Genomic DNA, 26,397 nt, shown 5'->3' with positions numbered 1-26,397 from the left:
ATTTAGTTTGTGAAGCTATGTAAAAAGGGAGCCGAAGCTCCCTTTTATAAACATTTAAGTTAGTATATTACTTTTGCTTACGACGACGCATAAATGCAAACGGTGCAACTAGTAATGTTAGCCAAGCTAGTGAACCTGAAGAGCTTTTCTTCGCTGGTTCTGGAGTAACAACAGGTGCTACTTGCGCTGTAATGCTAACCGCTACCATTACAGGTTCAGATACATTACCACGAACATCAATAGCAACAACTTCCATTTCTGCAGATGTATCACCTGCTAATAAAGTTGTATCTGCAACCACAATTTGTCCATCTGCATCAACAGCAAGACCAATATTTGTATTTGATTGTACGTAATACTCTGAAATGGCCAAATCTAACTCTGACTCTTCAATAGTAAGCGCACCTATCACAGTTCCATCGGCTGCATCTTCTGAAACACTAAACTCACCGCCAACCAGCTTTGGTGCTTCAACGTCTGGTAATTCTAGGTCTTCAGCTGCCATAACTTTAATAAGGTTAGTGCCTGAACCTTGCGATAGTGCAAACGGGCCACTTGCAGAAACAACCGCTTTCTCTCCTGGCATAATTGAAGAAACTGCTTCGCCCGTTTCAAGTGAAGTAATCTGTACCTGAGGTTGTACACCAAATACCGTTGAACCTGTTACGCTATCAGTTTCAAAGTAAACACCTGTTTGATAGCTAGGGTAGCCCACTGATACCTTAAAGTTCATTGGCTCGCCAATCATTGCTGCATCAATATTCATCAACTCAGAACAACCAGAGAAGGTAATTGTATCTTCACCTGCCGCATGGTAAAGCGGAGTAGCCCATGCCAATGTATCATTACCCGCACCATCAGTTGTACCAATTAGAGTACGACTACGACCAGGGAATGCAGTCTGACGACCACGATCGTTATAGTTTTGCATATACTGATCTGAGACACCGTTATTATCTGTGTCGATTTCAACTCTGTACCCAGCTTGGAATACATGTGTTAATGGATCTCGCAATTGAATGGAAGAAGTTATAAATACACCTGAATCACACGCTTCTGAATTAAACGCAGAGAAAGTAGTAGACAGGATATTAAACTCAGCCTCTTCAATTGTTTTTTCTGTTCCCACTGCAATTACACTTTCAGCTTGAGGCGTAATTTCTGTTTGACCTGTGTTTTCAATAACTAATGCCATTTCATTATTAACAACTTCAGGTGAGTAACTTAATTCAGTCGCCGCCTTTGGCATTGCATGATAAACAAGGTGTAAATCATGATCGCTATCTGTAGATGCATCATCGAATACTAACGCACCATCAAATTCGATTGATGTTAATGCTGCACTTCTTGCTGCAATGTCATCTGCACTGAATGGGTTTTCCAATTCCCATACAGGTAATTTAGTTGGGTCAACCGTCATTGTAATATCAAAGTTAATCGCTTGACCTGCAGGAACTGTTACAGACTCAGGGAAATCCCAACTAACTGCGTTAGTATCAATATCACTTTGATAACGCGCTTCTGTGCGAAGATTATAAGTTTTTGCATCTGCAGAGAAGTTCTTAACGGTTACCGTTTTAGTGATAGAGCCTGTTTCTGCAAGGCTCACTAAACCATAAGAAAGCGCAGCTTGTTTAGTATCAAACTTTCCGTCATGCACCCATGCCGCAACTGGTAGATTAACCGCCTTAGTAACGTCAACCAAACCAGCACCTATCATACTAATTGGTGCAAGCTCTGAGTCAGGATTTATATCAAGAGGTTCATTGGTTACATTTAAGTTCGCAGCATTCATTATTGTTGCTTTAATCTCAAACGCATTGCGCTCTGGATGTGCTTCACGGATCATAGCAACCGCACCGGCTGTAATTGGACCTGAGAATGACGTACCCGACACAGGATTAGTCCCCGTTTGAGTACCTGATGCTGCTACATCAATGCTTGTGCCTGGCGCTGTAATTTCTGGTTTTAATAAGCCATCCATCGAAGGACCACGCGATGAGAATGTAGCAACCGCACCCGCTGTTGTTTTCAATTCAATGCTGATATCAAACGTCGCAGGACCGCCAGCAGCTAACTGAGCTTTTAATGCTGCACCTGCAGCAAAGTTAACCCCTACATTTTTTATTGTAACTGCAGCATCAAAGCCACCCATAGGTGCAGGAGTACCATCATCGTTGTTGTTTGCAATCATTACAAACTCAGCACCTTTAGCTTGCGCATTCAATACTTTCTGAGTAAATGCACATGCGCCACGGTCGATTAATACTGCTTTGCCTGTAAAATCAACATCTGCGGCAAATTCAGTACAACCATCTGCGTTTGTTTCAGGATAAACTAGTTCAATATCGGCACCTGAAATTGTAAACGCTTCTTGCGGACCAAAACTTGATGGCTGGATATTACCTTCAACACCTGCAACAGTACCTGTTGCAATACCAACTTCAGTTGTTGGGTGAGTCATAGCACCAACAGATAGTGCATTAGGTGTAGTACTTGGACCACCAATACGGAACGGGTTGTCGCCATCGTTACCAGCAGAAATGACCATATTTACGCCTAATTCAACTGCACGTTGAACTAAGTATTGTGTACCACCACCAGTGTAAGTGTCACCAAACTCACCTCCAAGAGACATGTTCATCACATCAACACGGTCTGAAATATCACCATCTCCGTTAGGATCCATTGCCGCTTCTAATGCTGCTGCTTGTGCTGCACTTGGACAACCACCACCACATACAGAATATGCATATAACTCAACATCAGGTGCAATACCGTTTACTGAGTTTGCAGATGATGTACCGTGATCTGTTGGATCACCCGTTGATGGAGAGTTAGCCGCGTCATTTTCAATAGGATCTGCATCATCACGAATAAAATCGTAACCACCTTGCACGATACCTTGAGGCCATGCAACTGAAGTTGGATCAGCCTGTGCAGCTAGGTAAGCCTCAACTGTACCTTCACCACCAAACGCCTCATGCGTATAGTCAATACCTGTATCAAGCACTGCAACACGTTGGCCTTTACCACTTGCAATACCATCAGTAATAAGTGGTTTAGCATTGATATATTCAGAGCTCGCAGCAACATGTAATTCTCGATCGAACATTGGTAAAACTTTAGCAACGCGATCATCTTTTGAAATTTGAGCTAACGCTTCTGGGGTTGCTTGAACAATTAAGGTTGGCGCTAAAATTTTAGTTTTACCAATTACTTTTGCATTAAAATCTAAGCTATTTAACTCAACAGTCATCATATCTTGAAGCTGCTCAATCTGCGCCGTTATTTCTCGATTAGAAGATGATTGGTAAGTCCCAGCAGCAACTGCATCGACAGACGTTTTTGCCTTAAGAACGATCATATGTGCAGAAGGTGCTTTTTTATCAGCAGCTATTTCCTTAATTTGCTCTGCGTATTTATTGGTCATTGTAGCGTCAGGCAAAGTCGCAGCATTAGCAATCGTTGCCACAAGTGCACTTGATACAGCTGTCGCGATTGCTGTTCTTTTAATTATATTGTTAGACATTGTTTCCCCTAAGATAGGTTATGTATTATTGTATTTGCTATATTTAATTCTTTGGCTATGTAACCGAATATAAAACGCCAACCTTTGTATGAGCAACAGCATTGCTACATTAAAATTACATAAAAAACAGAACACCTTACAAAAATAGCGTAAACAACTGATTTAAAACACCAAAAAGAAGCAGCCAACTTTGTAAAAAAATGTAAACAAAAATGTAAACACTGAGAAAAAAATGAACAATGATGTAATTAATATTTTAACTATGGCTAAAGTCATTCAAACAGCCGTTGCCCCTGTTTTTTTAATTACAGGTATTGCAGCAACACTTGGGGTGCTATCCAACCGTTTAGCACGTATTACAGACAGGGCCAGACAGTTAGAACGAAAATTAAAAGTTAGTACGGATGAGGAGTTTAACTTATCCTTAACCACAGAATTAAGAGCGCTCCTAAAACGTTCTCGATGTATCCACATAGCCTTCAGCTTAAGTGTCTTAAGCGCATTATTAGTATGTGCCGTGGTTATGCTGTTATTTTTATCGCACATACAGTCGATTAATTTAGGTGTCACTATTGGTAGTTGTTTTGTTGGTGCCATGGCATTGCTAATATGTGCATTTATGTCATTACTTGGCGAGGTTTTTTTGGCAACCCGCAGTATGCGTCGAGGAATGATATTTGCTGATATTGATATAAACGACTAGAGACATCGCTTTAACTTGAATTAAAGCGTTAGCTAATATACAAATACAATCAAATAACCGTCAAAGGAGTAGAGTAAAGTGAAATTGAAGCAAGTATTTATCGGGGCGTTACTATCTACATGCGCACTTAGCGTGTCTGCAAATTCTGCATTTAAAGAGCCGAGTGATGCGATTGAGTATCGCCAAGCTGCGTTCTCTATGATTTCAGTTCAAATAGGCGATATGGGTGCCATGCTTAAAGGTAAAGTTCCTTTTGATGCAGAGCAATTTAAGCAGCGTGCAAATAACGCAGCGGCATTATCTAAAATGCCTTGGGAAGCTTTTTACGCAGGCACTGACAAGGGTGATACATCAGCACTTTCTGCGGTATGGTCTGAAAACGATACTTTTATGAAAAAAGCGACAGCATTTCAACAATATGCTGATGAACTTGCTGTAGCAGCTCAAACAGGTGACAAAGCTGTTATTGGTAAAGCGTTTGGTGCGTGGGCTAAAGGGTGCAAAGATTGCCATAAGCAATTCAAAGACTAGTAAATAATGTTAATAAAAACAAAAATGGCGCTGTATTAGCGCCATTTTTTTAGCTAAGCAAATAACTTAAATGCTCACTTCCCCATGTACTCATTAATAAAACTAGTAGTAGCAAAAATATAACCCATGCAATCCACGGTGACTTTGTCTCTGGTTCTGAGCTTTTTGTTGCTAGTGCTTTATTGCCGGTGATCATTGCTTTGACCAAAGGCTTGCCTTTAATTTTGTAAGCAATAATAGCCACAACATGCAAAATAATCGCATAAAATAAAATATCAAAATTGATATGGTGCAGCCAATTGGCCAAATCAATCGTGTCACTCGATACATACTGCGCTAACGGGCCATCAGTTAAAATACCATCACTGCTCATTAAACCGCTTACTAGCTGCGCTATGATCAGAATAAAAAATAATAACACCATATAGCTACCAGGTGCAGAATGGCCCACCTCATTTGTTTTTTTGCCAGCAAAAGAAGCAAGCACCGATTTAGGAGAGTGCAGTAATGCCGATATTTTTGCTGTTTTACTGCCAAATAGGCCCCATATAATTCGTGTTGAAATAAGCGCTAAAGTAAAAAAGCCAACCACAAAATGAAGTTCGATCATGCCCTCTTCTGCACTAAAATAAAGCGCAGCAATACTCAATACTAATAACCAATGAAAGCTTCTTACAAAGCCATCCCACACTTTTACCTTAAACATTGCACCTTCCCTAAAAAAAGTATCATCTAAAACGCTAACTATTTTAGCTTCTCAATATTAAGGTATCCCGATGAGTCTTTCCACCTATGCACAGAGTCAAACACATGCAGTCAATTAAAAAACCAGTATTAAAAGGCTTTTTAGATATGCTACCGCTGTGTTTAGCGGTTATTCCTTGGGGTATCTTATGTGGCTCGTTGGCAATACAAAACGGCTTTACTCCCCTTGAAACTCAAGCCATGTCACTACTAGTATTTGCGGGCTCGGCACAGCTGGTTGCAATAGAGCTCATTGCTGGTAACACCCCCTACTAACCATTCTATTTACCACATTTATTATTAGCTCTCGCCACTTTTTATATGGCTTGGCGGTTCGTCACAAAGTAATTGAGCAACCCATGCGTTGGCGCCTGCCTGTCAGCTTTGTATTAACCGATGAACTATTTGCTTTTTCGCACCACCCGCGCGCCTATCGTACTAAAACCCGTTTAATTTATGCATTGAGCGCAGGTTTTAGCTTTTATATTGCGTGGAATATTTGGACCCTGATTGGCATTGTAGCCGGTACTATGCTCCCAGACCTCACCAATCTAGGACTCGATTTTGCAATTGCAGCGACTTTTATTGCCTTAGTAGTTCCAGGGATAAAAAACTTAGCTACTTTAGTCACTGTTATTGTTGCAGGGATCAGTGCCACTTTATTAAAAAGCACAGGCTTTGAATTGTGGTTAGTATGCTCTGCGCTTCTAGCAATGAGCGCAGGTTACGTTGTTACCCGATTAGTGCAAAATAAGGATGCCAAAAGATGATGACCACTATTTTACTAATGGCATGTATTACTTTTTTTACTCGCTATTTATTCTTACACCGCGCCTTACCATTTAAAGTAGGGCCAAAAATGCAGCAATTTTTAAGCTTTAGTGCACCTGCGGTACTAACGGCGATTTGGGTGCCAATTGTATTTATAAATGACGAGGGTATAAACCTAAACTGGCAAACCCCTTATCTCAGTGCAGCTATCGTTGCTGTTATTGTTGCTTACAAAACCCATAATATTTACTTAACGACCTTGGCCGGAATGGGGCTGTTTTTAATTTTAAATTAGCAGCAAGCGCTCTAGAAGTGACTTAGATTTTGTAGATCATCACACAAAGGTTAGACTATGCAAAATAAACAAATAATAAGCGTATTTATATGCACCCATTCCATCAACTAAAGACTACTAGTCTGCAAGGCCAGCCAATCGACTTTAAAGAGTTTGAAGGTAAAGTTGTATTAATAGTGAATACCGCAAGTGAATGTGGATTAACTTATCAATATGAATCATTGCAAGCATTACACGAAAAATATGCAAGCCAAGGTTTGGTTATTATAGGCTTTCCATGTAACCAATTTGGTCAACAAGAGCCTGGTGACGCTAAGCAAATAGCGCAAGGTTGTTTAATAAATTACGGGGTTAATTTTTTAGTCGCAGAAAAAGTGAATGTAAATGGCCAACATACAGATTCAGTTTTTCGCTATTTAAAATCTGTACTACCGGGGTTTTTAACAAGAAAAATTAAGTGGAACTTCACTAAGTTTTTAGTAGCGGCAGATGGCACACCCATTAAACGGTTTGCGCCCATTACCAAACCTGAAAAACTAGAAAAAGTAATTGAAAAAGCATTGCTCGCAGCTAAAGCTTGACCGCTAAAAAGTATAAAGAGGCCCAAAGCCTCTTTATTGCCAACTATAGCGCTTATTTGTACTAGCGAAAACCTAATCAATATAATCGTTTAAGTCATCTTCACCTAGGTTTTTACGCAAGCGTTTTTGCTCAAGGTAATCCTCTAACTTTCTTTTTACCTTTTGCTTTTTCTTGTCGTGTTGATTACGCCCGACCATTTCGTATTCGTCTTCAACAAAATCATCATCTAGCGCATCGTAACTAAATGTCTTACCCACAACCCACTCCATAAAGTGCTTGAGACCAACCTCCGATTTTTATATCGCGATAATTGGTGAAATTAAAATGTTCAACATAAATTCACTGTAAAAATTTACGTCAAAATAAAGCCACATCGCTATCCTAAATAGTCTCTGTGTCAGTATTGTGAATAAATAGCGCTAAATTTGAATTGTGGAAAGTGAGAGTTTTTTATCGTATCGATAAATTTTATTTATTAGCATTTAATTATTGGTTATTTTGACCATATTTTAGCATTTACAATGAATTCACCTTCAGCTTTGTAGTATTGAAAAAACCTCAACTCATTGTTTTTAAATATTAAAAATAATTGGCATCAAACTTGTTATAAGTTAATTATCATCAGCAAAAAACAGAGAATAAACATGAAAAAATTATTATTAGTTAGCGCAATAATGTGCACCCCTTTAGCAATGGCCCATAACACGAACGACTCTTCAATTTCATTTAGTAACGATGAATGTAACGTTGAATTTAAGAATGATGTACGCATCAAACCCAATGAGTTAGAAATTTTTAAAGCCGATAATCAGCACATGTTATTTACCGCTGAAGGTAAGCTGTCTATCAATGGCGAGCAAGTAGCATTAAATAGTGCACAGCGCCAAGCAATGACCGACTACACTGACAATTTACGCGTGCAATTACCTGAAGTGGCTAATATAGCCCTTGAAGGGGTTAAAATTGCAGGTGTGGCACTAGAAGAAGTTGCTAATGCGTTTAATATTGACGGCCTCGATAATATTTCAACCTTAATGGACGATATTCATCAAGAAGTCGAAAGCACCTTTTATCAGCAAGGTACTTTTGTAATGGGCCAACAAAGCTTTACTCAATTTGGTGAAAACTTTGAACAGCAGTTTGAAAAGCAAATAGAAACAGCGGTTGAATCAGCAGTAATGGAATCAATGGGCAGCATTTTAGTGGCATTGGGCTCTGAGTTAATGAGTTCAGGCGGTGACATGCAAGCATTTGAAGAGCGCATGGAAAATATGGGCGCACAAATAGAAGAAAAAGTAGAGCTGCATGCCAAAACACTTGAAAAGCGTGCAAATTCATTATGTGGTGATTTTGTTGCAATAGCGCAACAAGAAACGCAACTAACCGCCCAAGTTCCTGCACTTAAGGGTTATGAGTTATTTACTATTAAACAGCATTAATAGAGTAATACCCCACATTAATCTCCCTTTGCGGCATTTGCTTTTAAGCTATGCCGCATTTTGCGTTTTATACCCTATTTAAAACCATTTAACTCAAATAATAGACTGTTGAGCGGATCTACTCTTGCTGTGCAGCATTGTTTTGTGGCTTCATAGTAAAATACAAACCAAAGTATAATCTTCGCTTCGCTCTAGATCACTTAAAATACCGCCCAAGCTGATGATTGTAAGCCCAAATTGCAAATATAATTAAACCCATCTTTTTAGATTTATATCCATGAGATGGTGCGCTCCCCAGTTAGAAGCGCTTTAAAACGCAACTAACTCCAAAGTGCCTAGTAACCTAGGCACTTTTTTTATAATTTAAAAACTTCGCAACACTATTTTTTATCGTTTATTTACTGCTCTTATCTGATAAATAATTAACCACCTATAAATAACATGTTAAATCTTTGAATAAAGCAAAACTAAGCTCAACAAATACAAAATAATTTAATCTGAATAAATATTCAAAAAACTCTTTTCATAAACAGTTTAAACTCAAAAAAATCGAAAAGACCCCATATAAAAGCGACACGGCAATGAGCCCAGATGAATAATTATACAAAAAATAATAAACCAGTAGTTAAACGACAAATTAATAAAACGGTTTCGGATTAAAAAAACTAATACCTCACCAGTAATTTTTATCGCTTTATTTTTAACCACCCTGCGTGCAAAATGCACATGTTTTCAACAGACACAACCATGGAGCGAATAAAATGAACCCAATTAATACACTTAACCAAACAGCCACAACTCACGTTGCCGTTAAGCCAACTAATCGCAAAGCAAAAATGCTAGCTAAACTTAACCGTTACGGAAAAAAATTAGCACTTGGCGGTGCAATTCAATACAAATAATCACCCAACCATGATTTTGTATTGTTGCAGCAAACACCCAACCTCTAATGAAGACTCTTCTTTAGCTCCTCCTGTTTGCTGCCAGCCACCTCATAGCTAAAAATCACCTTAAATCTTCATTATTTATAAAAAAAACCGCATTTACGCTCACTTTTTAAGCAAACGATCTTTTTGCTATTTACACAGACTACTCTCCTAAGTATTATCCTGCATCACGACGTGGAGAGATGGCAGAGTGGTCGAATGCACCGGTCTTGAAAACCGGCAGGGGTTTATAGCCCCTCTAGGGTTCAAATCCCTATCTCTCCACCACTTATTTTTATTAATTGGCTTTATCCCGATTAATAATACGCAGAATAATGCGTCGGAGAGGTGTCCGAGTGGCCGAAGGAGCTCCCCTGCTAAGGGAGTATAGAGTTTGTAGCTCTATCGAGGGTTCGAATCCCTCCCTCTCCACCATTACTGAATATAAGCCACTTAATTGTGGTTTTTTTGTGCCCAAAAATAAGCTTTGCCGCTAATTGGGAGGGTGAGAACTCTCGACAGGGTTCGATAAAATGTCTGGAACAGTTTCGGCCGCTGCAAGCGTCGCGTAGCGATTGGTTACATGGATGTAAGTAAGTCTATCCCTCCCTCTCAACCATTACTGAATATAAGCCACTTAATTGTGGTTTTTTTGTGCCTAAATTTTAACAACCTATGGAATTGTTCGTTTTGGAAGGCATACTTGACTTAGGCTATTAAATTAAACAAATTGTATGGTGTTACAACTTAGTGCATTATAAACGGTACTTTAAACCAGCTTAGGTTTAACCATGGCAAAGCTAATATTACTACTGTGTTTTTTAGGTGCCTGCACTGTCAGCATGGCAAATGAAGTGACGGTTTTTAAATGCACCATTAAAGGGGTGCCGACTTTCAGTCAAACTCCTTGCGCTAAAGACGCTAAAGTGATCACGCTTAAAAACGTCAACATTATGCAAACCAATGCATTGCAATCTGAAAACGCCCTAGTTATCGATACCTCAGTTGATGACTACCTAGAGGTGCAACAAATAGAGCGCGATATTGTGCAGCTTGAGCTTAAAATAAAGCAATACCAACAAGAATACACACAAAAAAAACAACAAGTCGGGTACATGACCCAAGATAAAGCAAATCGTTTAGGCGCTAATTCGATTGCAGATGCAATTGCAACAGAAACTGCGGCACTTAAACAAAGATTTGAACCGCAAATAAAACAAGCACAGCAACAAATAGCGGCTCTCACTCAAAAAAAACAACAGCTTAATCAGCAGCCTTAACTGCCTTTTTCACCGTAGCAATAAACGTTTGGATCTCTGACGCTGTATTGTATATGTGCGGTGAAATACGAATACCGAGTTTGCGCACATCCACACTTATGTTTGCTGCCTCCAATGCCGCTAATACGGTTTGTTGATGCTCTGCAAAATCTAGAATAGCGGTACCACTGCACTGATCTTTATCGTTTGGCGATACTAAAAAAGCAGTCAGCTGCTGCTGAAGTAACGTTAACAACGCTAAATTATGCGCTCTCACTTTATCCACACCAAACTGGGCAATATATTCAATGCTATTAGCAGCAATAACATAAGGGAGTATAGAAGGCGTCCCCCCCAAAACCTAAGTGTTTTAGTGTTATATTGAAAATGCGTAATATCAAACTCGAATGGATTTTGATGTGAAAACCAACCAACATCTTTTGGTTCACATTGCGTTATTTGCTGTGGATTTACCCATAAATAGGCCGCACCTGGCCCCCCGCATAACCACTTCACACTTGAGCCAATCATAAAATCGGCATTTAGCGCCGTTAGATCGACAGGGATAACCCCTGCCGATTGCGCCACATCAATTATTGAGAGTGTATTCGTGACTTTACTAAGCGCCACAATATCGTTTAAAGGAGCTTGTACACCCGTATTAGAATAAACATGGCTGACAAACACACCATCAATCTCTGGAGTTAGATATCGCTGCCATACCTGCCTGTCACTTAAATCTTCATGCTCGGGGATATAACGTATTGTTGCACACGCAGGGAGTGTTTTTTGCATTACAAACCCCATACTTGGAAAATCGGCCTGCGCCATTAATACTGTGCAGTGTGGTTTATTAAACACGGGATGCGACATAAGCAATTTAGTTAAACCGCTAGATAAATTAACCTGAGGACAAAACTGCTCACTTGGCGCATTAAATAGCTGCCCTAAAGCACCCGTAAACTTTTCTATAGCTGGTAGCCATTGCTGCCATGGCTCCTTGGCACTTTCCTGCCAAGGAGTAAAAAAATGCTCAGTAGCATTTTCTAAAGTACTTTTTAAAGGTCGACCAACAGAGTGGCTTAATAAATAGCAACCCTGTGGCATACAAAAGTCATTTTTAGCCATATTAATTTATCCATTGCTTTAGGGTATTTAAGTCATCAAAGCGCGTATTAATATCGTCTCGCTTAGCTGCTGCACGTCTATCTCTTAATTTAGCTAAGGAATCGAGTAATACTGGCAAAGGCGGTCCACTGGCAGTGACTTTATCAATATGCTGTTGTTGCATTTGCTGTGACGGTTGGGCAATAAACTTTTCGACCAGTTGGTTATGATGACCGATAGCGGTGTCACCATGTAATTTACACACTTGTATAAATAGTTTGCCGTGCTTTTGAAACCACTCTGTGTGTTTATATTGTTCGGCTTTTAAGAAGTCATCCATAAAGCTTTGCATACGCATGGCTTCTCGCAATATTTGTTGATCCTCTGGCATCATATATAAAAATTTATCCACCAGCATTTGCGAGTAACTCGGCTCATTGGCACTACAAAGCCCTAACAGCATATCAATAACATTAATGCCGGCAAAATCTCCAGCATTTGCACCACGGTAAACTTCTTTACCTACCCGGTAAGGCTTGTAATATGGGCGTACACAATTAAAAAAACGCTCGGTATCAAGTTGAGTATACAAAGCATTATTCGACGCTATTACATCAATAAGTGCCGTTTTAACCACCTCAAGTAGTTCAGCCGTGACAGGATGTGAAATGCCTAATGGCAATATTTTTAGTAAAGCATCACTCGCACGTTTATACGCTAAAATACCTTGGGTGTTGTAATCTAAAAAAAGGGCTTCATCATCAAGATTTGTAAACCGTTTATAGATGCCATTAATGGCTTTATTATGAGTGGTTAAATGTGCGGTGGCAAAACGAGGAGTTACTCCAATAGAAGCACCAATATGCATAGCAAGCGCCGATGCTTCTATCAGCGGTGAACTATTCTCTCTGCTTGGCTCTGTAATTTCATGTCTACGACAAGCCGCCATGAACAAGCCTACATTACCAAGTAAATCAAATGCGCTATCAAATCCTTCGTCGGTATTACCTTCGACTAATAAATCGCTGATCAGCGCATTACCTTGCTCTTTCAAAGTCTGCTTTAAGTTATCCCCGACCCCTTCAACATTTGCCTTATCTGCTTGCTGCCAATACAACTCCTCTAATTGAGAGTTTAGGGCAACAAACTCAGACCTAATCCAATTATCAAATTTAGCTGTGTAAGAACTCATGACTATATCCTGTTATTATTATTTTTTAATGCTAACAAAGATCCCAGAGGTTAAAGCGCTAAAAAAAATAGTAAAAACAGTCATTGTTAGCAATAATCACTATTATTAGATAGATAATTAATAAGATTCTACAAATATGTTAGATAATAAAGACCAGCAGCTACTCGTTGCCTTGCAATCTCAAGCTCGAATGTCGGTATCAGAATTAGCCAATACTATAAATCTCTCGGATACTCCTACTCTAAGGCGCATTAAAAAGCTTGAGCAAGAACAGGTTATTATTGGTTATCACGCTGCTATTAACCCTAAGTCACTCAACCTTAATGTACTGGTTTATGCTTTCGTGCGACTGTGCCAAAACTCAGTGAGTGCCGCACAACAATTTGAACAACATGTAAAAAAGCTACCGCATGTACTTGAGTGTTCTGTGATCTCAGGCAGCCACGACTATTTATTAAAAATTATCTCTCAGGATTTAGAAAGTTATGAGCAGTTTGTAAAGCACCAACTAGGAAGCTTAAGCTGTATCGCCAACATAGAATCAACCGTTGTATTAAAGCAATCATTCAGTAAAAAACAGCTACCACTTTAAAATATACGCCTAGGTTAGGACCGTTTATTTTCGAAGTTAATTAGGTAATAATTAGCTTTAGTATAAGCTTTTTGATTACACCTTTTTATAAACTAATCTTAGCAGCTCAAGTCTAAATAAAGATGACTCAGTATTTCTTTTGCCATCAAAATCAAACCTAAGAACAACGCTAATTTGAAAGTATTATATTTAATCAACATCTTGCAAAACCTCTATAACTCGATAAGCTCTCAGAATGTCTTTGCGTATATTGCTATGTTAAATGAACACATACCCACATATAAAATTTATCAATAACTTAATAATAATCACGCGCTATAACTTAAGCACCTCTTTTTCCTTATGTACTTATGCTCGCAGTACCAAGATAAGGCTATTATTATGAGCCACTTTTCTCACCAATGGTTTAATAGCATCAACCAGATTGACGCAACACAATGGCATCATTTTTTTGGCGATGATCCTTTTACTCAACACACTTTTTTATACGCACTTGAGCAAAGCCAATGTGTAAGCGCAAAAACAGGTTGGCAGCCTCATCACTTAGCCGTTTATGAAGGTGATAAACTCATTGCGCTTGCACCTGGCTACTTAAAAGCGCACTCCTACGGTGAATATGTATTTGACTGGGCATGGGCAGAAGCTTATGAAAAAAATGGCTTAGATTATTACCCTAAATGGCTGTGCGGTATTCCCTTTAGCCCGATTGAGGGACAAAGAATACGTATTATGCATAGCAATCCAAAACTAGTATATGAGTACATAACAGAGCAGCTTAAAAGCCACTGTGCAGAACAGGGATGGTCAGGCTGGCATGTAAACTTTTGCGATAAAGCACAAGCCAGCCACCTTGATGATACCGGTGCGATGCGAAGAACCGGCGTGCAGTTTCAATGGTTTAATAATAACTTTAAAGATTTTGACGATTTTTTAAAAACCTTTAATGCCCGTAAGCGTAAAGCGGTAAAAAAAGAGCGCGCTAAAATCACAGAGCAAAATATCAGTATTGAATGGCTTAAAGGTGAACAAATTACTGCTGCCACAATGCATCTTTTTTGTGAGTTTTATCAACGCACTTATTTAAAACGATCGGGTCATTTAGGCTACTTAAACAGTGAATTTTTTAGCTTGCTACACGCTTTAATGGCTGACAAATTGCTCATTATGCTAGCCAAAAGAGACCAGCAAGTAATTGCCGCCACCTTAAGCTTAATTGGTGAAAATACCCTTTACGGCCGTTATTGGGGCGCCAGTGAAGAGGTAGATTCGCTTCACTTTGAGCTGTGTTATTACCAAGGAATTGACTATGCTATTAAGCATAACATTCAGTGCTTTAATGCTGGGGCACAAGGAGAGCATAAAATCACTCGTGGTTTTCAACCGATAATCACTTACTCTGCCCATCACATTGTTCACCCCGATTTTAATAATGCCATTGCAGATTACTTAGAACGCGAATGCCAACATATCGAAATTTACAAACAACAATGTAGCACTTTATTGCCGTTTAAAAATGAGTAACTGATTATTTGCAGGCATCGCCGTATCGCTGAGTAACTTAAGCCCTGATTTCACTGCAAGTTGCTCAACCGCTTCGAAATCACGAATACCACTAAGCGGATCGCGACTTTGCAATAAACTATTAAACTCATCATTACTGGGGCTGGTAAACTCCCCTTTATATTTGAAAGGGCCATATACACACACCACCCCTTGCTGGTTTAAGTGCTGATTTACTCCAGCAAAAAAACGCGTAATTAACTTCCAGCTCACTATGTGAAAAGTATTGGCAGTATATATCGCATCCACTTTGTTCACTGGCCAAGGATCGTTAAGGTCTAGTAATAAGGGCAGATGCAAATTTGCCAGTTGCACCTCATCATGCCATAACTTTATTCCTTGATGATTAACCTCTCGGTCACTGGTATACCATTGTAAATGTGGCAATTTTTTGGCAAAGAAAACGCTATGCTGACCCGTCCCCGAGCCTATCTCAAGTACTGATGCTGCATTTTGCAATGCAGGCTGCAAAGCCTTAAGTATATGATTTTTATTATTTTCGCAGGCTTGTGAAAACGGTTTGCTCATGCTGGTGCACCTAAATTGCAAATGAATGAACAATAGTAAAACAAATTTCAGCTATTCTGTCGTGAGTAAATTAACCAAAATAATAAAATAACCTTAATTTCAATACGTTAAATTATATTTACCGAGCTGGTACGCTATATGCTTTTATTAAATTACTCACTTAATGAGTACTAAACTACAAAAGGATAACATTATGTATATTTCACCTTACACCGCAGTAGATGCTGCAATGGCAGTTACAGACAAAAGCCTAGATAAAACGAGTTATGAAACAGATTGTAGAGCAACGGTTATCGACTTACTTTCTCATGTAAAAAATACTCAAAAGGCACAAAACAAACATGAAACAGACCAAATATTTATTCTTGGCTACAATTAAAATTCTGTTTAGCCTTGTAACCGGCTGTTTATATAAATACATTATTTAAGTCGACTTAAAATCAGTTTAAGTCGACTTTTTAGTTTTAATCCCACTTGTTAACTTGCCTTGACGCCCTCTACTTTTTAGCTATACCGTTGTAAATAGTAATAACAGCACCATATCTTTTTATATAGCGTAGTTAAATGTCATATATTCTCTTTTATAGGAGTACTAATGAGTAACTTTAGAACAGAATCAGATAGCATGGGCACACTCAACGTGCCCGCTGACGCACTTTATAAAGCACAGACCCAACGCGCCATTAATAACTTTACGATCAGCAGACTCACAATGCCGCAGCAATTTATTATTGCCTTAGCGTATATTAAGCAAGCCGCTGCAATAGCCAATTTCAAACTAGGCCATTTAGATAAAACGAAAGCAAATGCGATCGACCTCGCCTGCCAAGAAATTATTGATGGTAAGCATTATGAGCATTTCCCTGTTGATATTTTTCAAACTGGCTCAGGTACTAGCTCAAATATGAATGCTAATGAGGTCATTGCGAGCTTAGCCTCAAAACACGCTAACCAAGCTATTCACCCAAATGACGATGTGAATATGGGGCAAAGCTCTAATGACGTTATTCCCACTGCGATTGCTTTAAGTAGTGCTATTAGTGTTGATAAAAAATTACTGCCAGCACTGGCAAATTTAGCAGACGCCTTAGAGCAAAAAAAGCAGACATCGGCCACATAGTTAAAACTGGGCGCACTCATTTAATGGATGCAATGCCAATAACTTTTGAGCAAACACTCAGCGCATGGCAATCCCAGGTAAAGCATTCAGCTAGCGGTATTGAGCATGCGCTAAAACGTGTCTGTGAGCTAGCGCAGGGTGGCACAGCGGTAGGTACAGGTATTAATGCCGATCCACAATTTGCCGCTCTATTTGCTACACAGCTAACTGAAAAGGTGGGAATACAATTTACCCCGAGTGATAACTTCTTTTATAATATTGGCTCACAAGACGCCATTGTTGCTTTATCCGGGCAACTAAAAGTCTATGCCGTTGCGCAAATGAAAATAGTCAACGATTTGCGTTGGATGAATTCAGGCCCGCTTGCGGGACTTTCAGAAATTGAACTTGAAGCATTACAGCCTGGTTCATCCATTATGCCTGGCAAAGTGAATCCGGTGATCCCAGAAGCCGCTGCAATGGTTAGCGCTCAAGTGATTGGTAACGACGCGACCATTACGGTTGCAGGCCAAGCTGGCAACTTTGAGCTTAACGTAATGCTGCCGGTAATCGCTTACAATATTTTGCAAAGTACCGAGATACTCGCTAATAGTGCGCAAGCCTTGGCAGGTAAAGCCATTGCTAGCTTTAAAGTTAATCAAACTCAGATTGATAAAGCATTAACTAAAAACCCGATTTTAGTGACCGCGCTAAACCCTGTTATTGGCTACGAAAAAGCAGCAAAAATTGCCAAGCAAGCTTATCAGCAAGCACAGCCAATTATTGATATCGCCGAGCAAGAAACCGACCTTTCTCGATCAGAATTAGAGGCATTACTCAATCCAGCTAAATTAACGCAAGGCGGCTTGACGTAAAAATTCTCCTTATCACCTCTTTAATATGTTGATAGTAGAGTTTTTATTGCTGTAATGAATGCACCGTGTATGATAGTGATGAATAATTCATCACTATCAGGAACGATTATGCGTACTCCATTACTCGCTCTACTGCTACCGCTTTGCTTAACGGCTTGCTTGGAAACAACCTCAACTAACACTGAGGAAACTAAAGCCAATGCGGTAGAAAATACGTCTACGCCGATACCGCAACAAAAATTACCACAAGCGAATAAGCAAAATAAAATTGCACAGCCGTTACCAGCTGATGCTGTAAAAGAAGTATCGCTTGATGATATTAAAACGGCAAAAAATAAGCTTAACAACTTAATTGCAGATAAACAGTGTTCAACGAGTTCACAGTGTAAAGTAAATGCTGTTGGTAGCCGAGCATGTGGTGGACCGAGCGATTATATTGTGTACTCTACGCAAAGCGCACCCCAAAAGCAGGTTTCAGCCCTAAGCGATACCATTACTCAATTGGAAAGTACTTATAATGCGCAAAAAGGCATGATGAGTATTTGCCAACATTTAACTGCGCCTAGTACCCAGTGCGTTGAAAATAAATGTGTTAAACTTGAAGGCTCTGCGGTAAGTGTATTTTAAGGATTAGATTATGAGTTGTTTGTCATCCGTAATTAAACTATCAGCTGCCAGTGTTGTCATGACTATGCTGCTTAGCGGTTGCAGTAGCGCACTAACACCAAGCACAGCTCAAAACGCGAGTGAATCTGTTTTAAATACTCAGCTTAATGAGCTTACAAGTAATAAAAGTTGCACAGCCAGTTATCAATGTAAGGTGTTAGGTGTTGGCTCGCGTGTCTGTGGGGGGCCGAGTAAGTATGTTGTGTATTCAACATTAAATAATTCTCAAAAGCATGCCGAGCAATTAGCACAAAAAATCACTCAGCAAGAACAAAAAAATAACACTGCGCTTGAGTTCGATGACTGTTCACCAGTGCTAGAAGTTCACTCTTTATGTATTGATAACCAATGTAAAACCGTTAATTACCAGTAGCAGTTCGTTTCGGTGTTAATTTAATAGTGGTATTAACACCGAAATAACCACTACCATGAAAATACATACACCAGCCTTAAAAATGTATTCCAAAGGCATGTTCTTTTGTACCCAATAAGCATATATAAAACGCACAAAGTAGCTTGCCGCTGTGCCAAATAACGCAAACATAAGTAAGTAGGCAATCAATATAATATTCACAGCTGCACTTCTTTAGAAATAATAACCTCAGTGTAAGTATTTTATATAAAGAAGGCAAAAGGGTTACTTAGTCTTTTTTGTATGCTCAATGAGTAGATCTGCGACCTGTTGCTTTACCGCTCTTTTATCATCTACTGCAACTTCAAACCGACTAGCCAATTGCGCTATTTCATCATCATTTAAATTAAACGATAAACGCTGCCGTGTTTTTTTAGACTTTACATCAAGACCTAAAATTTTACGGATCATGTCTGAGGGAGTGAGTTCTTGATCGATGGCTTGTTTTTTTATCGACTTTTGTACCTCACTACTCAAATCAAAGGCCATTTGCGTGGCGCGCACAGCTTGCTCTTGGCGCAACCACTTGTCTTTAGCATCACTCACTGGGCATCTCCAGGAAACAAATCAACAATATCGCTAATTGGGCGAGTTAATGTCAGTGATACTTCTGTTTCACCTCCCTCCCAAATTTCGATATTAACGCTATGCCCTTCATCGGGTGACGCCAAACAAATCATTTCACAGGGTTCACCACCGTCTTGCTCATAGCGAGGTAGCGCTTGGCCACGAAAATCTTTATTATGAAAATAACATACATAAGGTGATTCGCTTTGTTGATAACTTCCAGCTAAAAACTGCATAAAACGCTCAGGCGTATTTTTAACTGTAATATGCGTTAACGACTCTTCATCAAAAATACGTGAAAACTCATCCAAACCAAATACTTCATCAACATCATCACGCTGAATCTTTATTGAGAAATTAGCCCACTGCTCACCATCGTTTTGTTCTATTTGTAAAAACACCACTTGGCCTGTGTTAGTTTCAAGTACGAATTCAGTATCACTACTATGTTGGTACTGATACGTTTGCACATCAATAACGCGAAGTGTTTGGCCTTTGAGCCATGCAGGATAAGCAAACGAATCAATTACTGTAAACATGTCACCTTTTTTAAGGTCACTCGCGTGACTAAGCTGACGTTCTGGCTTTTTTTTAGATTTGAAAAAATTAAACATATAAGGTGCCTCTGTAAGCAAAAAAGGTAACGGAGCAAAACTCGGTTACCTTTTTAATATGGTTTTGAATGTTAGCTATTTTGCTTCGCTTTAATGCGCGCTAAAATATCAGCACTTTTTGGATTGGTATCACCAATACCCGCTTCAGCCATTTTAGCTTTTAAATCATCGCCATTAACATCTGCTTCTAGAGACTTTGCAGCACCTAATTGATCAGTACGGTCTTGTTGGCGTTGCTTAATGCGCTCAAGCGACTGACGAGCTGATGTCATCGACGAGCTATTAGTATTAAGCGTGCTATTTACAGCCATTGTCGCTTGTTGCACGCTTTCTGTGGTTTTAACCATAGTAAGCTGACGCTGGTTTTCTTTAATTGATTTTTCAGCATCTTTAACTTGCTGCTTCAATGTCACTATGTGATTAGTAAAGCCCGCTAATACTTGCTCGTGTTCGGCTTTCTCAGCTTCAAAGTCACCTATTTTTTCTGCAATTTCTAATGCTAATGCTTCATTCCCTTTTTCAAGGGCTTGACCTGCATACGCTTCGTGCTCAGCAATTGATGCATCTACTGCGCTAATTTTACGCTTAGTTTGCATCTCTTTAGCCATTACTTCTGTCAGGCTTTTTTTAGCACGATTCAGTGCATTTTGTGCATCGGCAATTTCTTGTTCAAAAATACGAATACCATTCGCATCAACAATTGCTTCGCCCGCTTCACGCGCGCCACCACGTACCGCTGTAAATAATTTTTTTAAAATACTCATAATCTTAACTCCAAAAACTTGTTTATATCCTATTAGGTAAAGCGAGAGCCATATACTATTAGCAATCAGCACTTACCTATGCGGGTATCCTAATCGTTTAAATACAAGGTCACGGCTTCTAGTGCATCAATTGCGTTATCTGCTAACGTGACTAGTTCGTGGGTAACGTCATCTAATGATGAATTTACCGAAAGTGCACCAAAAATCGCATATTTATTATCAATTTTGGCAAATGCACTTAGCGGAATTGGCACGTTTAAACGCAGTAGTGTTTCGTTTAACTCGTCGCGTAACTCGCTTTTTACTTCGTCTTCACCAAACAAGTAGCTAATACATAATAGTTGCTCTTGTGTTTGGGTAACAAAAATTGGAAGCTCATCGTTTCCATCAACAATGACTTGTAAAACATCTTGCTCACCTGGATTGGCAATCAAGAAAGACTCAAAGTTAGCACCCTCAGTTTCAAAAGACGCTAATTTTATTGAAAGTTCATTTAATTCCATGTCTCTGCCTTTTTGTCGTTTGACATATTATGTCTGAGTTAAGATTCGCATGGCCGACATATTATGTCAACCATGTTTTATTAATTTTTATACAATTCACTTTCTATTTGCCAAGCAGCCCGGTAATAATCATATAAACGACCAGAACCTAACCTATTGACTTCAATATCGTTAACTTGTTCAAAATAGTTATTAGGAAATGCAAAACTGGCTAATAAATATTTTTTACTAATCCACCGAGATGGCACTGGCATATCCGTTATATTGCTAATACGTGCACTTGGTGCTTGCCCCATTTTAGTAGCAATAGTCCACCCCCACTGACCAAACGAAGGAATGTTTTGCTGATATTGCTCTACATAATCAAAACCTGCGGCTTTCACCGTTTTAGCAATACTTAAAAATGCCTTTTTTGCATGATAAGGCGAGGTTGACTGTACCGCCATAGCACCATCAGGTGCCAACAATTGACGTACATGATTATAAAAATAATCGCTGTACATCTTATTCAGATCGGGGTGATTAGGGTCAGGTAAATCAATTAATATAGTATCGAACTGCTTAGCCTGATCCAGCAGCCTTTCAACTTCTAAAAATGCATCGCCCACAATAATATTTGCTCGCGGGTCATGCATCGATTCATTATTGAGTGCCACTAGTCGCTGTTTAATATCTTCAGGCGGTGTGTATTGGTTATCTTTATGACCAAATAAATTAAGTAGCTGTCCATCTAGATCAATTAAGGTCACTTCCTCAACCGGCCACTTTAATACATCTCGCATGGCTAACCCGTCGCCGCCGCCAATAATCAAAACACGGTCATGGCGATTAGATGCGAGCATTGCAGGATAAACCAGCATTGAGTGATATATTTGCTCATCTACACTAGAGAACTGCAAACGACCATTTAAGTATAGATCGGTGATTGGCTGTGGCTGATTTTTACTTAAGCGTTCGGTTAACACCACATGCTGGTATTTCGTTGCTTGGGAATAAATAACTTTATCTTTGTATAGTACGTTACTTAGGTTATCCATCCAGCTACTACCAAACTGCAAAATAAAAGCGAATAACACCAGCAGTAATATATGGCAAACCAATAGCAACTTAGCAAAGCGTACATAGCTATGGTAACGCCATAAAAAGGCAAGGCCGGCAATAATGTTAAATAGCGCTGTCCAAGCGGCGGCTTGCATTATTGGCATCGCGAGCATAATACTCACCCAAATTGCCGCGCCAATACCAGCGCCAATATAGTCAGCCCCATATATAGTGCCGGCGTTATTTTCTAAAAAACGTCCATAAACATGCTGGCGAATACGCGCAATAAGCGGTATTTCCATACCAATAAATAACCCTAATATTAAGCCAAATACATAAGGTAAAAAGCGCGACCACTCTTGCAGCTTTTGAAACACATAACCATTAAGAATAACATCAGGGGGAATATTAAAAATACTTGAGAATAAATGAGGGAGTGAATAGCTTACAGCAATAATACTGGCAATGGCTAATATACAGCCCATACCTATGAGCGCAATAATGCTTTCTAGCCAAGCAAATGCGGTAAAGGCATCTTTAAACCAACGCGCTAAAAATGCCCCCATCCCCATAGCTACAATCATAGTGCCTATCATGGCGTAAATTGCACTCTCAACTGAACCAAGTACTCGGCCAGCGTAATGAGATAGTAAATATTCATAAATAAGGCCGCACCCTGCGAGTACGGCCATAACTGTGATCAGTAAAATATCATGCCCAAGTAAATTAAATTTACTTGGGGAAGCTTGAGTTGATGACACGTGATTATGCACCCAGTAGTGTGGCCATAGTGATCCCGACAGCAAATGACACAGCTGCAGAAATAGCGGCAACACCCACATTCTTTTGACGATTCACTTCATCTGAAATATTACACCCAGCAAGAATGATTTTAATCGTCAGTAAGTGCAGTAAAATGAAAGCAACCAAACTAACAACGGCACTTAGCGCCCAGTAAAGTAAACTCGCGTTAATATTATCGGCAGCATAAGGAGCAATACCTGTTGCAGCAGTAATGGCTAATGCACTACCAATTAAAAAGCCTGCATAACGAACACCTACTGCTAAATTACCATCAACAATGGCTTGTTGTAGGCAATCACCGCTTTTATTGGTGCGTTTAAATAACTGCACTCGGTATTGGCTTACTAAAAGCAACACCACACTACCAATTACAAAAGCGGCAATCACAATAGGAATGCCATGCCAGCCTTCGGTAGCAACCCACAATAGTGCAGAGCGAATAACCACCGCAACACTAACTACATGGCCAAAATCAATAATTGACGCAGTAACGTTACCTTTGACTATTTCGTTATGTAAGCTTACTTTACGCAATGCCACTTTATCTTGAAAAAAGTGACCCAGCTTTATAAGCAAAATTGCTAATGCACCATAGCCAAGCATTAACAGAGCTTCTTTTTGTAACGTAGCAGCAAAAGCACCACTACTTACACCCGTTAATACAATCGCAAGGGCAACTAAGCCAGCGGCAAAGCTTATTCCGAATGCAAAGTTATCTCTCTCGGTAATTTCATCATTAGCATGTAAATTAGACACCCAACCTTTAATATACTTTAGGCTGACAAACAGTAAGATGATAATTGCAAAGTCTACTGACAGTGCTTGCAAAGACCACATAGTTATTCCATTAAATTCATACATATTATTCTAACTCCAACGTTATTCTTTACTTACCACGACTTACGCCGCGCGAGGTTCTGCTGCTGCTATTACGAACCGATCCTGAATTATTGCTATAACTACTCGCTCTTGAGTAACTGCTGCGACTTTTAGGCGGCGTATAACTGCTGCGACTCAAACCTGATGCACCTGTTTTTTTACTCGCATAAGGACTAGTGAACTGCTTGCCTTGGCGTTGGTAAGATTGTCGTGTACGTGTTTCTAATGCACTTTGGGTTTTTATTTGTTTAGGGCTTGAGTAACGAGTACGACCATAGTCATTGTAGTAACTATACTTGCGGCGTTTACTCCAACTTCCGTATTCAACTCGGTCAAATACATCACCCAAAATACGGTACATGCCGTACCATTGCCAAAAACTAATACCGCTACTATTCGTTTGCCAATTACCATAGTTAGGATTACCTACCATTTGGTTACCAACTCCTTGGCCTTCAGCTTTTTGGCTTATAGCGCCAACTCGTGCCAAAGAGCCATTCGACATATCCGCAAGCATATTAATAGGATCGGTTAAGGCATCAGAAAATAACGTTGGCTTGGCCGCCTCACGCAATAAATCAATATTGTATAAAGTGTCTTCGTAAGGAGGAATTAAGTAATTACCCTTAATATCATCAAGACGTTGGGTTAAGCCACTATAAAGGGCTCCTTGGCGTGTGGCATCAAGGCTAACTACATCAACAACCTTACTGAGTTCAGGCTGCCGTTGTTTAAGGATACGACTGTATTCTTTAAGAATAATCGCATTACGTATACTACCATTATCAAGTGCTTTACCAAGCTGAGTAAGCTCGATATCGGCCTTTTTAATGGACTCTTGAATTGTTTGTTGTAGCTGTTCTTCTTTAGATTGACAACCAATCAGTGCTGTAAACAAACAAAACAGGCTGAGAAGTTTCCAAGCTTTTAAATTCGACATTCATGTCACCTGATTTACTAAATTATCCTAGATAGTTTTACACAGGACAGTTATTAAACCAACAATGAAATTGCAACAAGATGATAATTTAGGGACTAGTTTAAAGATGCAAGGAGAATAACTAAGATCAGTAAAGACGGAGTGCTGATGGTAATACTTCAAAACTGAGGGCTGTATACTGACTATATTTGGAGTGGGTGCGCTACTTCGTTGTGATGACGCAGTAGAATGCCTTAGGGTCGGCTCTGATCAATTCTCTTCCTTTAACCTAATACCTTTCAGCTCGAACCTTCTTTTTACTTTATTCCAGACGTAAAAAAGCCCGACTCTTTCGAATCGGGCTTTCTTGTATTTGGAGCCTGGTAATGACCTACTTTCACATAACAAATGCTACACTATCATCGGCGCTGTTTCGTTTCACTACTGAGTTCGGCATGGGGTCAGGTGGGTCCAAAACGCTATTGTCACCAAGCAAATTTGGTTGTCAGTCCGTATTACTACGCACTAACTAAAATTTGGAATTCTGATAATAAAAGAGTATCGTAAATCTACTTTAGTTATATTAACTTCTTCGCTTGTTTCACTATCACATAAAACGCGTTTGGCGTTGTATGGTTAAGCCTCACGGGTAATTAGTACAAGTTAGCTTAATGGCTCACACCACTTCCACATCTTGCCTATCAACGTTGTAGTCTTCAACGGCCCTTCAGAGACTTTAAAAGTCTAGTGAGAACTCATCTCGAGGCCTGCTTCGCGCTTAGATGCTTTCAGCGCTTATCAGTTCCGAACGTAGCTACCGGGCAATGCCATTGGCATGACAACCCGAACACCAGCGGTTCGTTCACTCCGGTCCTCTCGTACTAGGAGCAACCCCTCTCAATTCTCAAACGCCCACGGCAGATAGGGACCGAACTGTCTCACGACGTTCTAAACCCAGCTCGCGTACCACTTTAAATGGCGAACAGCCATACCCTTGGGACCGACTTCAGCCCCAGGATGTGATGAGCCGACATCGAGGTGCCAAACACCGCCGTCGATATGAACTCTTGGGCGGTATCAGCCTGTTATCCCCGGAGTACCTTTTATCCGTTGAGCGATGGCCCTTCCATTCAGAACCACCGGATCACTATGACCTACTTTCGTACCTGCTCGACGTGTCTGTCTCGCAGTTAAGCTGGCTTCTACCATTACACTAACCGTACGATGTCCGACCGTACTTAGCCAACCTTCGTGCTCCTCCGTTACTCTTTGGGAGGAGACCGCCCCAGTCAAACTACCCACCAGGCACTGTCCGTAACCCCGATTCAGGGGCCAACGTTAGAACATCAAAACTACAAGGGTGGTATTTCAAGGACGACTCCACAAAAACTAGCGTCTCTGCTTCTAAGTCTCCCACCTATCCTACACATGTAGGTTCAATGTTCAGTGCCAAGCTGTAGTAAAGGTTCACGGGGTCTTTCCGTCTAGCCGCG

Annotated in this window: 25 protein-coding genes, 2 tRNA genes, 2 rRNA genes and 3 pseudogenes (1 of these 32 running past the window's edge); 16 read left to right on the top strand and 16 right to left on the bottom strand. The window is 39.9% G+C overall.

The genetic code is table 11. From position 1 onward, the window contains the following. Positions 1–67: 67 nt before the first annotated feature. Entirely contained in the window at positions 68–3,532 is a 3,465-nt protein-coding gene (locus AC0L7Q_RS16210; protein WP_413401046.1) for a S8 family serine peptidase, read from the bottom strand. Positions 3,533–3,764: 232 nt separating this feature from the next. Between AC0L7Q_RS16210 and AC0L7Q_RS16205 the strand changes: the two genes are divergently transcribed. Both AC0L7Q_RS16205 and AC0L7Q_RS16200 read left to right on the top strand, forming a co-directional pair. Then, on the top strand, positions 3,765–4,235 hold the full coding sequence (locus tag AC0L7Q_RS16205) for a DUF2721 domain-containing protein (RefSeq protein WP_008108981.1): 471 nt from the start codon (positions 3,765–3,767) through the stop codon (positions 4,233–4,235). 78 nt (positions 4,236–4,313) lie between these two features. Further along, positions 4,314–4,766, top strand: a complete 453-nt coding sequence (locus tag AC0L7Q_RS16200; protein WP_413401045.1) for a c-type cytochrome — start codon at positions 4,314–4,316, stop codon at positions 4,764–4,766. A 49-nt stretch (positions 4,767–4,815) separates the two neighbouring features. Here the strand turns inward: AC0L7Q_RS16200 and AC0L7Q_RS16195 are convergent, their stop codons facing one another. After that, a complete protein-coding gene (locus AC0L7Q_RS16195; RefSeq protein ID WP_413401044.1) occupies positions 4,816–5,472 on the bottom strand; it encodes a cytochrome b/b6 domain-containing protein in 657 nt (218 codons plus the stop codon). Between the two features lie 104 nt (positions 5,473–5,576). Here AC0L7Q_RS16195 and AC0L7Q_RS16190 point away from each other — a divergent pair. From AC0L7Q_RS16190 to AC0L7Q_RS16180, 3 genes and pseudogenes are all read left to right on the top strand, one after another. Continuing rightward, a pseudogene (locus tag AC0L7Q_RS16190) lies at positions 5,577–6,280 on the top strand (AzlC family ABC transporter permease). Then, positions 6,277–6,576, top strand: a complete 300-nt coding sequence (locus tag AC0L7Q_RS16185; protein WP_413401042.1) for an AzlD domain-containing protein — start codon at positions 6,277–6,279, stop codon at positions 6,574–6,576. Before AC0L7Q_RS16190 ends, AC0L7Q_RS16185 begins: the two are co-directional and overlap by 4 nt. Positions 6,577–6,665: 89 nt before the next feature. Further along, positions 6,666–7,157 carry a glutathione peroxidase gene (locus tag AC0L7Q_RS16180; protein WP_413401041.1) on the top strand — a complete coding sequence of 164 codons (492 nt, stop codon included), beginning with the start codon at positions 6,666–6,668 and terminating at the stop codon, positions 7,155–7,157. Positions 7,158–7,229: 72 nt separating this feature from the next. Here AC0L7Q_RS16180 and AC0L7Q_RS16175 read toward each other — a convergent pair whose 3' ends face one another. Further along, positions 7,230–7,415: a PA3496 family putative envelope integrity protein gene (locus AC0L7Q_RS16175; RefSeq protein WP_008108975.1), complete on the bottom strand. Its 186-nt coding sequence runs from the start codon at positions 7,413–7,415 to the stop codon at positions 7,230–7,232. A gap of 387 nt (positions 7,416–7,802) precedes the next feature. Here AC0L7Q_RS16175 and AC0L7Q_RS16170 point away from each other — a divergent pair, with 387 nt between their 5' ends. From AC0L7Q_RS16170 to AC0L7Q_RS16150, 5 genes are all read left to right on the top strand, one after another. Further along, entirely contained in the window at positions 7,803–8,597 is a 795-nt protein-coding gene (locus AC0L7Q_RS16170; RefSeq protein WP_413401040.1) for a YggN family protein, read from the top strand. A 761-nt stretch (positions 8,598–9,358) separates the two neighbouring features. Then, positions 9,359–9,499 (top strand): hypothetical protein, encoded by a 141-nt coding sequence (locus tag AC0L7Q_RS16165; protein ID WP_010392563.1) that lies wholly within the window; start codon positions 9,359–9,361, stop codon positions 9,497–9,499. 221 nt (positions 9,500–9,720) lie between these two features. Continuing rightward, positions 9,721–9,811 (top strand) — tRNA-Ser (locus tag AC0L7Q_RS16160). 54 nt (positions 9,812–9,865) lie between these two features. After that, positions 9,866–9,958, top strand: a tRNA-Ser gene (locus tag AC0L7Q_RS16155). 356 nt (positions 9,959–10,314) lie between these two features. After that, positions 10,315–10,803 (top strand): RNA-binding protein, encoded by a 489-nt coding sequence (locus AC0L7Q_RS16150; protein WP_409424298.1) that lies wholly within the window; start codon positions 10,315–10,317, stop codon positions 10,801–10,803. Here the strand turns inward: AC0L7Q_RS16150 and AC0L7Q_RS16145 are convergent. Continuing rightward, positions 10,787–11,910: pseudogene (locus AC0L7Q_RS16145) on the bottom strand (aminotransferase class V-fold PLP-dependent enzyme). The gene AC0L7Q_RS16150 and the pseudogene AC0L7Q_RS16145 sit on opposite strands and share 17 nt — an antisense overlap. Position 11,911: 1 nt before the next feature. Continuing rightward, entirely contained in the window at positions 11,912–13,081 is a 1,170-nt protein-coding gene (locus AC0L7Q_RS16140; protein ID WP_413401038.1) for a PrnB family protein, read from the bottom strand. A gap of 136 nt (positions 13,082–13,217) precedes the next feature. Between AC0L7Q_RS16140 and AC0L7Q_RS16135 the strand changes: the two genes are divergently transcribed. Both AC0L7Q_RS16135 and AC0L7Q_RS16130 read left to right on the top strand, forming a co-directional pair. Continuing rightward, positions 13,218–13,673: an Lrp/AsnC family transcriptional regulator gene (locus AC0L7Q_RS16135; protein ID WP_409424296.1), complete on the top strand. Its 456-nt coding sequence runs from the start codon at positions 13,218–13,220 to the stop codon at positions 13,671–13,673. Between the two features lie 381 nt (positions 13,674–14,054). Further along, positions 14,055–15,194, top strand: coding sequence for a GNAT family N-acetyltransferase (locus tag AC0L7Q_RS16130; RefSeq protein ID WP_413401037.1), 1,140 nt, complete (start codon positions 14,055–14,057; stop codon positions 15,192–15,194). On the opposite strand, the gene AC0L7Q_RS16125 is transcribed toward AC0L7Q_RS16130, so the two are convergent. After that, positions 15,171–15,761 (bottom strand): DUF938 domain-containing protein, encoded by a 591-nt coding sequence (locus tag AC0L7Q_RS16125; protein ID WP_409424294.1) that lies wholly within the window; start codon positions 15,759–15,761, stop codon positions 15,171–15,173. The genes AC0L7Q_RS16130 and AC0L7Q_RS16125 overlap by 24 nt on opposite strands. Before the next feature lie 193 nt (positions 15,762–15,954). On the opposite strand from AC0L7Q_RS16125, the gene AC0L7Q_RS16120 reads away from it, so the two are divergent. The 4 genes and pseudogenes from AC0L7Q_RS16120 (at position 15,955) to AC0L7Q_RS16105 (ending at position 18,774) form a co-directional block, all read left to right on the top strand. Continuing rightward, positions 15,955–16,140, top strand: a complete 186-nt coding sequence (locus AC0L7Q_RS16120) for a hypothetical protein (protein ID WP_008113269.1) — start codon at positions 15,955–15,957, stop codon at positions 16,138–16,140. A gap of 216 nt (positions 16,141–16,356) precedes the next feature. Next, a pseudogene (locus AC0L7Q_RS16115) lies at positions 16,357–17,735 on the top strand (class II fumarate hydratase). A gap of 69 nt (positions 17,736–17,804) precedes the next feature. Next, complete coding sequence (locus AC0L7Q_RS16110; protein WP_413401035.1) at positions 17,805–18,362, top strand: hypothetical protein; 558 nt, start codon at positions 17,805–17,807, stop codon at positions 18,360–18,362. 10 nt (positions 18,363–18,372) lie between these two features. Continuing rightward, positions 18,373–18,774, top strand: a complete 402-nt coding sequence (locus tag AC0L7Q_RS16105; protein ID WP_010392543.1) for a hypothetical protein — start codon at positions 18,373–18,375, stop codon at positions 18,772–18,774. Between the two features lie 15 nt (positions 18,775–18,789). Here the strand turns inward: AC0L7Q_RS16105 and AC0L7Q_RS16100 are convergent, their stop codons facing one another. The 10 genes from AC0L7Q_RS16100 to AC0L7Q_RS16055 form a co-directional block, all read right to left on the bottom strand. Further along, positions 18,790–18,975, bottom strand: a complete 186-nt coding sequence (locus AC0L7Q_RS16100) for a hypothetical protein (protein WP_021033113.1) — start codon at positions 18,973–18,975, stop codon at positions 18,790–18,792. Positions 18,976–19,038: 63 nt separating this feature from the next. Next, positions 19,039–19,359 carry a hypothetical protein gene (locus AC0L7Q_RS16095; protein ID WP_010392540.1) on the bottom strand — a complete coding sequence of 107 codons (321 nt, stop codon included), beginning with the start codon at positions 19,357–19,359 and terminating at the stop codon, positions 19,039–19,041. Beyond that, entirely contained in the window at positions 19,356–19,994 is a 639-nt protein-coding gene (locus tag AC0L7Q_RS16090; RefSeq protein ID WP_413401034.1) for a DUF4178 domain-containing protein, read from the bottom strand. The genes AC0L7Q_RS16095 and AC0L7Q_RS16090 overlap by 4 nt, the downstream gene beginning before the upstream one ends. A gap of 71 nt (positions 19,995–20,065) precedes the next feature. After that, positions 20,066–20,758, bottom strand: coding sequence for a PspA/IM30 family protein (locus AC0L7Q_RS16085; protein ID WP_055013441.1), 693 nt, complete (start codon positions 20,756–20,758; stop codon positions 20,066–20,068). Between the two features lie 89 nt (positions 20,759–20,847). Beyond that, positions 20,848–21,261, bottom strand: coding sequence for a YjfI family protein (locus AC0L7Q_RS16080; RefSeq protein ID WP_008113284.1), 414 nt, complete (start codon positions 21,259–21,261; stop codon positions 20,848–20,850). A gap of 80 nt (positions 21,262–21,341) precedes the next feature. After that, on the bottom strand, positions 21,342–23,063 hold the full coding sequence (locus AC0L7Q_RS16075; RefSeq protein WP_413401033.1) for a polyamine aminopropyltransferase: 1,722 nt from the start codon (positions 23,061–23,063) through the stop codon (positions 21,342–21,344). A 4-nt stretch (positions 23,064–23,067) separates the two neighbouring features. After that, entirely contained in the window at positions 23,068–23,967 is a 900-nt protein-coding gene (locus AC0L7Q_RS16070; protein WP_041709155.1) for a DUF350 domain-containing protein, read from the bottom strand. A 25-nt stretch (positions 23,968–23,992) separates the two neighbouring features. Then, positions 23,993–24,925 carry a CHAD domain-containing protein gene (locus tag AC0L7Q_RS16065; RefSeq protein ID WP_413401032.1) on the bottom strand — a complete coding sequence of 311 codons (933 nt, stop codon included), beginning with the start codon at positions 24,923–24,925 and terminating at the stop codon, positions 23,993–23,995. Between the two features lie 357 nt (positions 24,926–25,282). Then, a 5S ribosomal RNA gene (gene rrf, locus AC0L7Q_RS16060) occupies positions 25,283–25,397 on the bottom strand. 139 nt (positions 25,398–25,536) lie between these two features. After that, positions 25,537–26,397: ribosomal RNA gene (locus AC0L7Q_RS16055) — 23S ribosomal RNA — on the bottom strand; it runs 2,024 nt beyond the window's last position.

It is taken from the genome of Pseudoalteromonas sp. KJ63-1 (assembly GCF_055808145.1).
Note: the sequence above shows the minus strand (reverse complement) of the source record. Positions and strands in the feature narration are given on the sequence as shown.